This window comes from Agrobacterium vitis, from assembly GCF_013337045.2.
GTDB lineage: Bacteria > Pseudomonadota > Alphaproteobacteria > Rhizobiales > Rhizobiaceae > Allorhizobium > Allorhizobium vitis_B.
Genome location: NZ_CP118262.1, coordinates 102,014 through 113,765, shown reverse-complemented (window position 1 = coordinate 113,765; position 11,752 = coordinate 102,014). Strand labels below are relative to the sequence as shown.

The following is an 11,752-nucleotide window of genomic DNA, read 5'->3' as shown; positions in this document are numbered from 1 at the left end:
CGCCGAATGTTTTGAATTCTGACGACTGGAGAAAGCATGACGACTGTTTATCTCGGGCCAAATGATCCGAACCCGACGGAGCGACATGTCACGGTGGTCATCCATCGAGATCATGTCGGGGTAGAAAAAGGTTATTTCTTCGACAGTGCCGAGAAGGACCTTGGCGGGTCGGGGCCATTTGACTGGCGCATGGCCGAGGCGATCGAGAAGGCCGAGCGATTAGCGGCAGACCGCCGAATTCTAATCGTCGCTGTCCGCGCCAAAAGAGATTAAAACGTGACTGTGTCCACTGGCCTTATTCAACCGATTGGGAACCGGGACATCACTGACTCTATAGGGGCTTAGCGATCATGTCTGAGGAAATTGAATATTTAGCAAATTACCTCCCTGACAGGCTCTACACCCACCCAGGTAAGGCCGGAACTTACGCGACCATCGCCGGTGCAGGCGAAGAAGTAATCGGAGAGTTTGACGTAACCGCACGATGTAAAATTGCCGTATCTGCGTTTTGGGTGCAGGACAAGAGCGACTTTGGTACGTTTAAGATAACCAAGCTGATCTTTCACAAAACCTATGGTTGGCGATCGGATGGCCACATCCAAGTCAACCATTTCCAACTTGCACAAATGAAAGAGTTCTTGTCGATCATATCGAACCTGAACTTAAGCGACGCGACCAAGGCGCGTATCTCGCTCGACAACGTGAATATCGGCGCCTTGGGTGCGCTGTTGGGCAGCTCGAAAGGGGCTGAATTGGTCCGTGAACTTGCGGAAACACCGGAACTGCACCAAGACATTTATGCCGTTGCGGCGAAGCGGGTGGCGTTGGCGGAATTCGAGCAGCGCATGGGTACCGAGGCGCCGGAGAAGGATTGGCAAGCTTTCTTCGAAGCGAACCAATGGATATTTGGGCATGGCCTTAACTACGTCTCACTCGATCGAGCATCGGATACTTTGACGGCTCGGACCACCGGAAACGAATTCGACCGCAGCGGCAAGACTGCCGACGCATTCATGAAGACCCGTGCCGAAGTCAGCCAGTTTGTCTTTGTGGAAATCAAGAAGGATACGACGGACCTTCTACGCCGTGGGGATCCTTACCGACCAGGATGTTGGGGCGTCTCCGCTGAAGTTTCGAACGCCGTCACGCAGGTGCAAAAGACCACGTTCGAGTTCGCCCGGAAGCGCTTCCGCATTGCTCTGAAAGATAGCGAGGGTACGGATACTGGCGAGACGGCTTATTCGATCGAACCTCGAAGTTACCTCATCGTCGGGAATTCAGCGGAACTGCAGGGCAACGACGACAAGATCGCCTGCTTCGAACTGTACCGCCGCAACGTCCGCGCACCCGAAATCCTGACGTTTGACGAGCTTCTTTATCGAGCCCGGTTTATCGTCCAAAACATCAGCCACGGGGCAGCAGTCGCAGAGTGACGCTACGGAGTTTCTGCCGGGGAGGTTAGCACGAGATCACGCCTCGGCAGAAAGGTGAGGGATGAGGGCAGCGTAAGAATCTGCGCTTGTACCTCGGTGGTCGCAAATCGCCTTAGGAGCCAAGCCACTCTCTCCATTTTTCGGTGGCGACACCGGGAAGCAAGTCGGTGGGAGCTATATCGTAGGTCATGCGGCCATGGCTGAATGCAAAATTCGATGCCTGGAGCCCGACCCAGAACATGGCCATGTCTTTATCAGCCGTACAAAGCATTACGCGCTGGTCGGGAAAGAGCCCAAAGAGATAGATCAGGATTTCGAGCGCGCGGATATCGGCGAGACCATTGTATGCGTCCTTTGGCCCATATGCTTCGCCAAACTTCAGCAAGCCTTTTGCCGGATTTCTACCCTGCGGCATGACGACGGCGCTTAAAGCCGCGAGGACGACCAGAGATGCTTTTGGAATGTCGTAGTGGTCGGCCGCAATGAGAACCTCATCCCAGCAAGACTGCACGTTCTTTCGGCTAACGGACGACTTGAGTTTTGGATTGAGGCTGATGAGGAAGTCTTGCCTGCGCGCGATGCCATCTTGCGTGTCCTGGATCAGCCCTAGCACCCCTTGTAGTCCTTTCGCGTCGGCCGCGACCATTTCGGCCTTCGGCAGTGCCGACCGAAGCTTGGTCACCGCCTCTTCGAGCTGTTTCCCGATCGTCTCGGGCGTGGCGTTTTGTCCGCCATCTCCTTCGAGGACAAACAGCATGGGATTGATGCGGATGACGGTATCGGCAAAAAGGTCGATAAAGTCTTTGTCCGCCTCGGGCTTCGTGACGCCATCCTTCAGCCTTGCGCTGAGCTGCGCAACCACGCAACGATCTGGAAGTACGATGGTGTCGTCGATGGCAGCAAGCATCGACGGAAGCCAGCCACCCTTCACGAGACCGATCGCCTTCGATGTGAATTGGCTTTCCAAAGTCGCGCCGAACTTCGCAGTCTGCCCAGCGTCAATCTCTGCGACATCACTGCTAAGGATTGCCCCGCGCCCGCTCAATGGAATCTCTATCTGCTGATGAAGTTTGGCAGTGCGCAACGCCTCATAACCTAACGGGCTGAATGTGATGTCTGTAAAGGCTAATTCGCGCGCAAGAGTCCCATACTTGCTCAGTTCTCGATATTTCAGGACATGCTTTTCCATCATATGTTCCTGTCAGAACGGATTGTCGTCATCGAAAGAGAATTGCTTCCCCTTGACGGGCTCAGGCGCAAGTGGAGGCGGGGGCGGCGGCGATCGCTCCATATGCTTGGTGATGAGAAAATTCTGGAAGGCCGCGGCGATTTGGATGGCGAGATCGCCGTAGGCGGGTGGAATGGCCACAACGCTTTTGCCCTGGCCGTGTCCGCCGAGCTTGTTGCGCAAAAAGGGGAGAGCTTTGAGGACCTGATCCATAAAGCCGCCGCGAACAGACTCGGGCAGGTCATCGAGGAAACCCTGTGCCCCAAGCTCTTTGATAAGGCGATCACCATTGGCATGTTCGAGGTTCGTGAGCACCGTCATCACGCTCTCGAAACTGTGGCCTGCAAAGAAGATCGCTTCTCTGACGTCGCCCGTACCTAGATACTGGCGAGCTTTTGCGAACTCGTTGGCAGCGCCAGCGAAGTGATTTGCCGCCAATGAATCGTGCGCGCTCGCTGCGATCCTCGCCCCTACGAAGTCTGCATCAAGCTTGAAAAATTCACTGTCCGACATTCGCCAAGGGCAATCGTGTAGCTCGAAAATCTGATTTACTTTCTGGCGCAGCGCGTCCTTCTCTGGGGCATCCATATAGGCGTCACGACACGAAAGTGTTGGATCTGTCCGACTTTTGAGAACGTATGGTGATCACGCTGCGAGGATAGATGTTTCGCGCCGCAATGGCCTGAGATCAACGCCGTCTGTTGGGGTCCAGATGTAATCGCCGGTGAGACTGATGTGCTGCCAGCCGAGTGGGGTAATGTGTTTGATGATGTCAAGCGGCGTGGGAATGCCATCTCGGTTGAGCTCGGCGAACGCCGGTTCAAGATAGAGTGTGTTCCAGTAGACGATGGCGTTGATTAGCAGGTTCAGTCCAGATGCTCGGTAGAACTGGCTCTCGAAAGTCCGGTCGCGCAATTCTCCGAGGCGATTGAAGAACAGTGCGCGGGCCAAGGTGTTCTGGGATTCGCTCTTGTTGAGGCCGGCCGTCGCGTTCCTGCGCATTTCGGGGTTCTGCCACCACTGGGGCAGAAAGATGGACCGATTGATGCGACCGAGATCGCGTAGCGCCAACGCCAGTCCGTTCTGGCGTGGGAATGCGGACAGCTTTGCCAACAGGGTCGAAGGCCGAACCTGCCCGGAACGGATCGTCGTGACCAGCCGCAGGATGTCGTTCCAGTTTGCCTTGATCCGCTCGACGTTGATGTGCTCGCCAACGAGCGGCGCCAGGTTTTCGGGAGGCGCGTCGCGCGGGAAAAGATAGAGCTTGCGATCCTTGAGACCGCGCAGCCGAGGCACAATCTGGAAACCAACGAGATGGCAAAGGGCGAAGCTCATATCGCTTACCCCGCCGGTATCGACATAGTGGGTTCCGATGGCGAGATCGCTGCCATGATAGAGCAGTCCATCGAGGACATAGATGGCTTCGCTCGCATTGGCATTCATGGCGATGATGTAGAAAGCGCCGTACTGGTCAGAGGTGAACCGGTAGAATTTGGCGCCGGGGTTGGGACCATAGCGGCCGTTGAGGTCGCCGATCGCCTCGGCGTGTCCGCCCGCCGGAAAATACTGGCCATCGGAGGATGACGTTGTTCCATCGCCCCACAAGCTTGCCAGAGGCAATTGCCTCTGGGCGTTGACGAGAATGGCGTGCGCGGCCGTGTAACCTTCCTCGCGAATATGCCAGTCGTGCGCCCAGGCGAGTTGGCGCATCGTAATGCCGGGGGAAACGTCCGCCATTCTCGTGAGACCGAGATTGATCCCGTCCGCCAGGATGGCGGTGAGGAGCGCAAGCTTGTTGTCGGCCGTCCGACCGCTGCGCAAATGGGTAAAGGCGTTCGAAAATTCCGTTCGGGCGTCAACCTCGAGCAAAAGGTCAGTGATGCGGATCGCAGGCAGACGGCTTTCCACCTTTAGCTTCAGCGACTTGGCGATGTCCGGAAACATAGCCTTGTGCGGCGTGACGCTAAACCCCGCCCCGGTCAGTTCTACATCGTCGAGCTCGCCGGCTGCGGCCAGACGCGAGAGGTCAGCCAGTCCATCGTTCAGCAGCTGGCGCTGTTGGCGAAGATACGTCTCGACATCGGTATCAACGGCGATTGGAAGCGGTCCTTCCTCACGCATCAGCTCGAATGTCGGCGTGGGAATGAGAAAGCTTTCGAAAGACTGGAAGCGTTTGGCTCCTTCCACCCAGACATCGCCCGCATCGAGCCGGCGCTTCAATTCGCTGAACAGGCAAAGCTCATAAGCCCTGCGATCAATCTTTCCATCTTTGAGTATGAGAGGCATCCAGCCCTTCGGCGCAAAGGAGATCGGTGCCTTGTCGGGTATGGTCCTTTTGCCCGTACGATATAGACCCGCGACCACGGATAGCGCCCGCAAGAGGTTCGCCGCCACTGCGTGACCGCGGAACACGAGAGTGGAGAGAAACTGTGGCGCCAGTTTCCTGATCGTCGGATAGCGCTGGAGCATTTCGATTTTACCGTCGATAACATCCGGCGCGATCAGCGTATCGACCGCCTGGACACTGGTTGTAAAAGCTGGCCATTGGATGACCAGATCAAGCGCTTTGGCCATGTCCTCACCCTTCTCTCTGGCCTTGATGATCGCATGGCAGACTTTTGAAACGTCCTTCAACGGCGTCTGCACTTCCCGAACGGATCGGGTGACGCGAGCAGCCGCCTGGTTATTGGCTCGCCGCGTCAGGATGCCCATGAGTTTCTTGAACATGTCGATCGCGCAATCGGTGAGATGGCGGGAAAGGTGGAGCACTGTTGCAGCCAGGACAGCATGTCGGCGTTCGGTGTTAAGGTCGCGCAGATGCTGCGCGCTCATTCGCGTCCCCTCTGCAGCAAATTCGTCAAAGACCTTGGCCGGAATGCGATCCATCAACGTCGTCGGCAGGTTCAGAGACCGGAGAAAGCGAATGCGCTCGGCAATTCTGTCGAGGTTGACGGCGGCTGGCGACAATGCTGGCGTTCTCGCCCAGGCAAGAATAGTCACGCTTGTCCCCTCACGCGGATCGAGAAGCTTGTCCAGATCGAGCTTTTGGCCTTCTGAGATCCCGCCGGCCAAGGCCCGATGAGCAATACGAATGCCGCGCCTGATCGCCACATGAATGATGGCTTCGAGCGCTGGCCGCGCTGGCAAGAGAATTCTCCTGCGTCGCAGTTCTTCCACGACCATATCCGCCAATACATCGGCGTGGCGCAGGGTTTGTGCGGCAGGTGTCAGCCAGCCTGTGAGTGCCCGCACGTCCGAAGGCACAAACGGACGCATCTGCATTCTGTCGAAAAGCAGGGCCAGATGCTCGCGCCGCGTCTGTGGGCGCTCGAAATAACGTTCGATCTCATGGTGATCGACGCCGATCTGCCGCGCCAGAAATCGTAAGACGCCAGCCGGCAGGACCTCGCCATCCGCAAGCGGTCGGCCAGGGTATCGTAGCGTGGCCAGAACACAGGCGAGGCCCAGTCTGTTCGAGGCCTTGTTCTGTCGCATGATCAGGTCGAGATCCGATCGATCCAGCGTGTAATGTTTGGCGATCTCCCTTTCGTTATCCGGGATGATCGTCGCCTGTTGCCACCATGCCTCGCTCAGTAATGCTCTTCGCACCATTCTCTGATCTTCCCGTTTCGCCGCGGAGAGTGCAGCGAAACGGAAAATGCGTGTCCGACAAACGAACGTTTCGCGGCATCCACAGTTCTTGTCCGCAAACCTTGTCATGAAACGGCAAATCGGACAAACCACGTCTCATGACCGCTATCGGCTATGCAAGGGTCTCCACCGGCGACCAGGACACCGCCCTGCAACTCGACGCTTTGCGCAAAGCAGGTTGTGAAAGGCTGTTCGAGGATAAGGCATCCGGCACGAAGACTGACCGACTCGGATTGGCGGAGGCGATCCGCTACGTTCGCGACGGCGACACGCTCACAGTCTGGAAGCTCGACCGCCTCGGCCGGTTGATGAAGCACCTCATCGAGATCATCACCGAACTGGAGGCCAAAGGCGTCGGCTTCCGATCCATCACCGAAAACATCGACACCACGACATCCGGCGGTCGCCTGGTCTTCCACCTGTTCGGCGCGCTGGCACAGTTCGAGCGCGATCTGATCCGGGAACGAACACGTGCCGGTCTGCAAGCCGCAGAGGAACGCGGCCGACGCGGTGGCCGACAAGTCGTCGTAACCCCGGACAAACTTGCCAAAGCCCGCCAGCATCTGGCGGCCGGTTTGAACGTCCGGGAAGCCGCGGCCCGCGTGAAAATCGGGAAAACCGCCCTCTACGAAGCTCTCAAGGCCGAAAAAGCAACGACATCCACGGTCAAACCAACCTGAGTTCCGGATACGTTCTTAAAAGTCGGACAGATTCGCCACTTTCGTGTCGTGAAGCCCATCCGATGATATCTCTGCAAGAGCTTGGCCTGCAAGGGTTTGGAGCGCAAATCGCGGCAGGTGCCGTCACGACGCTTCAGACAGCATTAACAACCCTCCCTGTGGGGATCTTTGTCGGCCTGTCCGGGGCAGCAGCAAAGTGCAGCCGCTTGCCGCTGCTTCGTCGTCTGGCGCAAGCCTACACGACAATCATCAGGGGCATTCCTGAACTCCTGATCATTCTCATCTTGTATTTCGGGGGAACTGTTGCCCTGACGGCGATGTTCGGGCGCTATGTCGAGGTCAATGCGTTTGCAGCCGGCGTGTTTGCCCTGACCATCGTGTTCGGTGCCTATGCGACTGAAGTCTTCAGGGCCGCAATCCTGGCAGTGCCACGGGGACAAATTGAGGCCGCTTGCGCCCTTGGTCTGTCTCGCTTTGCTCTCTGGCATTTGATCGTCCTGCCGCAGATGTGGCGCTACGCCTTGCCGGGTCTTGGCAATCTCTGGCTCACCTTGCTCAAGGACACGGCTCTCATTTCCGTGGTCGGGCTGGAGGATCTCATGCGCAAGACTGGTGTCGCGGCTGGAGTGACCCACGATCCTCTCAGGTTCTATCTGGTTGCCGCCTGCCTCTATCTGCTGTTCACCTCAGTATCTTTGGTGGTTTTGACGCTGCTTGAGCGGCGAGCAAGCCGTGGTCTGAGCCGATAGGAAATCATCATGAACATCACTCTCATCCTTGAGGTTCTGCCGCATCTGCTTGGTGGCGCATTGCTGACAGCAGAATTGACGGTCACGGCCGTTGTGGCCGGATTTCTGATTGCGGTGCCTTTGTCCTTGCTGCGTGCATCTCCGTCATTGGTCGTCTCCACGCCCGTTCAGTTCTACACTTTCCTGTTTCGGGGCACGCCACTGCTGGTCCAGCTTTTCCTGATTTACTATGGTGCGAGCCAGATCGGCTGGCTTCGAGCGAGCCCTGCCTGGATTGTCTTGCGCGACCCCTATGGCTGCGCCCTCATCGCCTTTTCACTCAACCACGCGGCCTACGCGACCGAAATCTTGGCGGGTGGAATTCGTGCTGTTCCGCAAGGAGAAGTGGAAGCGGCAAAGGCGCTCGGCATGTCGGCCCTGTTGCGCATGAGGCGGATCATTTTTCCCAATGCCTTGCGTCTATCCTTCCCCGCTTATGGAAATGAGGTCGTTCTGATGCTGAAGGCAAGTTCTCTCGCCAGCACGATCACGCTCATGGAGTTGACCGGAACGGCCCGAAAGCTCGTCGCCCAAACCTTTTCGCCATACGAAGTCTTTGTGTCGGCGGCCCTGGTCTACCTTGGACTGACCCTGGTTCTTGTTCATATCTTTGCTTGCCTGGAGCGACATCTGGCCAACCAGGAAAAGCGTAGTTCTGAGGTGAATGAATACAAAGCACTGACCAACGTTACACCCCCACTCTCGACGAAAGAAAGGGCGTCACAATGAACGGTCGCATGTTCCCTGCATCGAATGATCCACTTTATGGGGTGAGCGAGGCCGCTTTGCGCGGCAGCTGGTATGATATTGATCTCGGCGCAATCCGGCATAATTATCGTCAGCTGCGCGGACATTTGTCCGCCCATGTCAAGGTCTTTGCCTGCCTGAAACGCAATGCCTATGGCTGTGGCGCCGGTCCGGTCGCTGCGGCCCTGGCCTGTGAGAACATTGACGGCTTCGCGGTTGCCTCCATGCTGGATGCTTTAGCCATCCGGCGCGCGGGGGTCTCGAACCCGATCCTTCTATATCCCGGCGTCACACCTGTGGGGGCCGCCATGGTGGAAAGCCTTGATCTCATCGTCAGTATATCGAGCCTCGATGAACTCCAACAATGGTCTGCTGTCGTCAACACCTTGCGAGTGTTCATCAAACTGGATCTCGGGTTTTTTCGGGCCGGGGTCACACCTGCGGGTGCCAGGAAGCTGGTCGCTGCGGCAATGGCAGATCCCACTGTCCGAGTTGAGGGTATGTACGCTCACATGAGTGAGCTCCCGACGGTGCAGTCCACCGACGCCGACGCGCAATATCAACGCCTGGTCGGCATTATCACTGATCTTGACAATCAGGGAATCCGTCCGCCGATTGTGATGATGTCAAGCACCGACGGTGTCTTGAACCATCCCGAAATGGATTTCGACGCTGTTGATCCAGGAGCGCTGTTCGTGGGGATCGGCGGCCCTTCATTGCGCGCGCGCGCAGTCGAGTTGCGTCCAGCCCTTAAAACTATTTCCACGAGCCTTGCTTGTGTCAAGCGCCTCGACCCATCCCTTGGGCCAGTGCCGGAAATCCCAGGTTACAAGACGGATATGATCCTCGGCGTTATTGGTATGGGCTGGGGAGACGGTTTGCCCCGGCATATTCCAGAAGGCGCTGTTGGTCTGGTTCACGGCAGGCGTGCCCGACTGCTGGCGCCGGCGCATCTTGAACATATTCGCATTGATCTGACCGGTATCCCGAACGCCAGAACGGGAGACGAGGTCATTCTTCTCGGTCGACAGGGACCGGAGATGATCACTCACGACGAAGTCTGCGCCATCTGGGGCACAGATGCTGTCGGCCTCTATGCCGATCTACGGGACCACGTCCCTCGACGCTATCTCTGAATCAACAAAAAACCGGAACAAACAATGAATATATGCAGATTGCCACTCATATTGCTTTCCATCCTTGCGATCGCCGGACCGGCTGTGGCTGATGAACCGCGACTGATCAAGATTGCCACCGAAGGCGCGTTTCCACCCTGGAACGCAGTCGATCCATCCGGAAATGCCATAGGATTTGATGTCGATGCCGGCAAGGCGATCTGCGAGCGCGCCAAACTCAGATGCGAGTTTGTCACACAAGCATGGGACGGCATCATTCCCGCGCTGACGGTTGGCAAAGTCGATGCAATCATGGCCGGCATGTCGATCACTGATAAGCGAAAAGCCATCATCGGGTTTTCGGAGCCTTATGCCCTTACCTCCAACTATTTTGTCGTCGCAAAGGCGCTTAAGCTTCCAGAGATGGACGGCACAGCACGTCTTTCACTCTCATCCATGGGAGTGAAAGATAGCCAGTCTTTGAAGGTCCTGAAGGCCAATCTTCAAGAGAAAATCATAGGGGTCCAGAGTTCCACAAATGCCGAAGCCTTTGTCCGCGACTATCTGGGGGAGGCCGTTGATGTCCGCACCTATGATAAGCAGGATAGTCTCAATCTTGACCTGATTGCCGGGCGGATTGATGCGGGATTAGCGGATTACTCGGTCTGGAAGATTTTTCTGGAAACGAAAGAGGGCGACGCAATGACCCTTTATGGCCCTCAGATCTCCGGTGGCGTGTTCGGGCCCGGTGTCGGGATCGGATTGCGAAAGCAGGACAATGAACTAACTGAGCAACTCAACGCTGCAATCAAATCTCTAAAGGTTGACGGCACGCTGAAAGCGCTAAGCTTGAAATGGTTTGGGGCGGATCTGGTATCAGAGTGATAGTTCCCGGATGCAGGAGTAGGTTTTTTTGTGTTCGACGATGGCTACGGAGATTCCCATTGCACATACCCCCATAATAACTGCCAAGATAAATTCCATAATTCTGATTATTAAATTTTTAACCGTCAGCGGGTGGGTTCAAGGATGAAGTGCGACTTGCAATAGATAACAAAGGTTTATCGTTTGCAAGGAAGCTGCAATGAAACGCACCTACTCCCATATCGACTTGGACGAACGCCGTAAGATCGCTCGCTGGCGTATGGCGGGCCAGAGTATTGAGATGATCGCCGAGACACTCGGTCGCCATCGCTCGACGATCTTTCGTGAAATCAAGCGGAATACGTTTATCGATGAGGTGGTCCCGGACCTCAATGGCTATTACTGCGTCACGGCGCATGACATGGCTTGCGAACGGCGGGCCAAGCTGCGGAAGCTGGCGCGCTTTGCGAATGTGAGGCAGTCTGTGATCGACCGGATCATGCATGGTTGGTCGCCCCAGCAGATCGCCGGTCGCATGCGGCTGGAACAGCATCCGATCTTTGTCAGTCACGAGACAATTTACAAGTTCGCATACTCGGCCGACGGTCATGCCATCAAGCTGTGGCGTCACCTGCCGGAGCATCGAGCTAAGCGACGACCACGACATGCAAGACGTAAGCATGGTCAAAGGTTTGGCCCGGAACTCAACATTCTGCATCGTCCGAATGTCGTTGCTGAACGCAAGCAGTTCGGACATTGGGAATGCGATCTGATTCAGTTCCGGAAGAAGTTCGGCAAGGCCAACGTGACATCGCTTGTTGAGCGGGTGAGCCGCTTTACGATCTTGTTGCGCAACAATGATCGCCAGTCCCGCCCGGTCATGGATGGCATCATCCAGGCGTTGAGGAGCCTCCCTCACCTCGCCCGCCGATCAATGACATTCGACCGAGTCACGGAATTCACTGATTGGCCGTACCTTCAGGCTGGTATAGGCACGCAAACATGGTTTTGTGACCCTCAGTCGCCCTGGCAAAAAGGAACGGTCGAAAACACCAACAGGCGAGCGCGGAAATGGCTTTCCAGGGACGTCGACCCCTTGTCCGTAGCCGATGCCGATCTGATCAAGATCTGCAATCAACTCAATCAGACGCCGCGTAAATGCCTCGGCTACCGAACACCGGCTGAGGTCTTCCGCAAGAAACTACTCGCGTAGACGCGACATGCCAGCTAGCTTGAAAGCCACGCA

The 11,752-nt window shown here is 56.4% G+C and carries 11 protein-coding genes; 8 read left to right on the top strand and 3 right to left on the bottom strand.

Annotation, left to right across the window (positions count from 1 at the left end; genetic code table 11):
- The first annotated feature begins 36 nt into the window (after positions 1-36).
- The gene (locus G6L01_RS26360; protein WP_174000592.1) at positions 37-273 is read left to right on the top strand and encodes a hypothetical protein; all 237 of its coding nucleotides are present in this window, start codon (positions 37-39) and stop codon (positions 271-273) included.
- Positions 274-350: 77 nt separating this feature from the next.
- Positions 351-1,433: a Shedu immune nuclease family protein gene (locus G6L01_RS26355; RefSeq protein WP_174096422.1), complete on the top strand. Its 1,083-nt coding sequence runs from the start codon at positions 351-353 to the stop codon at positions 1,431-1,433.
- 112 nt (positions 1,434-1,545) lie between these two features.
- On the opposite strand, the gene G6L01_RS26350 is transcribed toward G6L01_RS26355, so the two are convergent.
- Genes G6L01_RS26350 through G6L01_RS26340 form a run of 3 tightly spaced genes read right to left on the bottom strand, consistent with a single transcriptional unit; the run spans position 1,546 to position 6,273 of the window.
- Entirely contained in the window at positions 1,546-2,625 is a 1,080-nt protein-coding gene (locus G6L01_RS26350; protein ID WP_345799437.1) for a hypothetical protein, read from the bottom strand.
- Between the two features lie 9 nt (positions 2,626-2,634).
- Positions 2,635-3,249 (bottom strand): hypothetical protein, encoded by a 615-nt coding sequence (locus G6L01_RS26345; protein WP_174096420.1) that lies wholly within the window; start codon positions 3,247-3,249, stop codon positions 2,635-2,637.
- 57 nt (positions 3,250-3,306) lie between these two features.
- Complete coding sequence (locus G6L01_RS26340; RefSeq protein ID WP_070167330.1) at positions 3,307-6,273, bottom strand: Tn3 family transposase; 2,967 nt, start codon at positions 6,271-6,273, stop codon at positions 3,307-3,309.
- A gap of 137 nt (positions 6,274-6,410) precedes the next feature.
- Between G6L01_RS26340 and G6L01_RS26335 the strand changes: the two genes are divergently transcribed.
- The 6 genes from G6L01_RS26335 to G6L01_RS26310 all read left to right on the top strand — a co-directional run bounded on the left by G6L01_RS26335 (position 6,411) and on the right by G6L01_RS26310 (position 11,719).
- Positions 6,411-6,992, top strand: coding sequence for a recombinase family protein (locus G6L01_RS26335; protein WP_060716698.1), 582 nt, complete (start codon positions 6,411-6,413; stop codon positions 6,990-6,992).
- 62 nt (positions 6,993-7,054) lie between these two features.
- Positions 7,055-7,741, top strand: a complete 687-nt coding sequence (locus G6L01_RS26330) for an ABC transporter permease (RefSeq protein ID WP_174096624.1) — start codon at positions 7,055-7,057, stop codon at positions 7,739-7,741.
- A 9-nt stretch (positions 7,742-7,750) separates the two neighbouring features.
- On the top strand, positions 7,751-8,509 hold the full coding sequence (locus tag G6L01_RS26325) for an ABC transporter permease (RefSeq protein WP_174096623.1): 759 nt from the start codon (positions 7,751-7,753) through the stop codon (positions 8,507-8,509).
- Positions 8,506-9,663 carry an alanine racemase gene (alr, locus tag G6L01_RS26320; protein ID WP_234902246.1) on the top strand — a complete coding sequence of 386 codons (1,158 nt, stop codon included), beginning with the start codon at positions 8,506-8,508 and terminating at the stop codon, positions 9,661-9,663. The genes G6L01_RS26325 and alr overlap by 4 nt, the downstream gene beginning before the upstream one ends.
- Positions 9,664-9,747: 84 nt before the next feature.
- Positions 9,748-10,527, top strand: coding sequence for a transporter substrate-binding domain-containing protein (locus G6L01_RS26315; protein ID WP_337796332.1), 780 nt, complete (start codon positions 9,748-9,750; stop codon positions 10,525-10,527).
- Positions 10,528-10,726: 199 nt separating this feature from the next.
- Positions 10,727-11,719 (top strand): IS30 family transposase, encoded by a 993-nt coding sequence (locus G6L01_RS26310; RefSeq protein ID WP_174096621.1) that lies wholly within the window; start codon positions 10,727-10,729, stop codon positions 11,717-11,719.
- Positions 11,720-11,752 lie beyond the last annotated feature (33 nt).